Origin of the sequence: Mesorhizobium sp. M2A.F.Ca.ET.039.01.1.1, assembly GCF_003998035.1 — a bacterium.
In the GTDB taxonomy this organism is placed as follows: Bacteria; Pseudomonadota; Alphaproteobacteria; order Rhizobiales; family Rhizobiaceae; genus Mesorhizobium.
In genome coordinates this window covers 1-578 of the sequence record NZ_RZRY01001446.1, presented here as the reverse complement: position 1 = coordinate 578, position 578 = coordinate 1, and the positions used below count along the sequence as shown (strand labels likewise).

Below are 578 nucleotides of genomic sequence, written 5' to 3'. Positions count from 1 at the left end.
GAGAAGCCGGTGACGTCGCTGGCGATCGCCGCGGGCGTCGTTTTCCTCTTCGCTCTTCTTTCCCGCCGCTAGCCTCAGATGGGGACGCTTGTCTCGCTGATCTCAGCCCTTGCCTCGGGCGAGGCAATGGCTGCTTTGCAAAGGGCGCGGATAACCGCCATCCTTTATGGGCTTGCCGCCATCTTCGCCCTCTGCGGCGTCGGCTTCCTCATCGGCGCCGTCTATATCTGGCTGGCGGCGCGCTACGGGCCGTTGGCGACCAGCCTGGGGTTCGGCATCGGGTTCCTGGTGATTGCCGGGCTGATCATCGTCATCCACAAGCTGACCGCCAGCGCGCGCGGCAAACGCCGCGCGCGACGGCGACAGGCCGACATGACGGCGGTGGGTGTTACCGCCGCGCTTGCCCTGCTTCCGGCGCTTGCCAGGAGCAAGGGCGGGCTGGCAGCCATTGCGGCGCCCGCCCTGGCTGTCGTCGCCTACGCCATCTATCGGGAGAACACCAGGCCCCCGCCGCCCAGGCAAGGTCCGGACGATCTGCATTAGGCTGTCGAGGTCTCCAGCGTGGCGGGCTGCTTGGG

Annotated in this window: 1 protein-coding gene; it reads left to right on the top strand. The window is 67.6% G+C overall.

The window, feature by feature from the left end; translation table 11 throughout:
- Positions 1–78: 78 nt before the first annotated feature.
- On the top strand, positions 79–543 hold the full coding sequence (locus EOA24_RS40360; RefSeq protein WP_126080882.1) for a phage holin family protein: 465 nt from the start codon (positions 79–81) through the stop codon (positions 541–543).
- Positions 544–578: the final 35 nt, after the last annotated feature.

What these genes read in the sequence shown, in the direction of transcription:
- EOA24_RS40360 (WP_126080882.1), top strand. Translation starts at nt 79, where the DNA reads ATGGGGACGCTTGTCTCGCTGATCTCAGCCCTTGCCTCGGGCGAGGCA.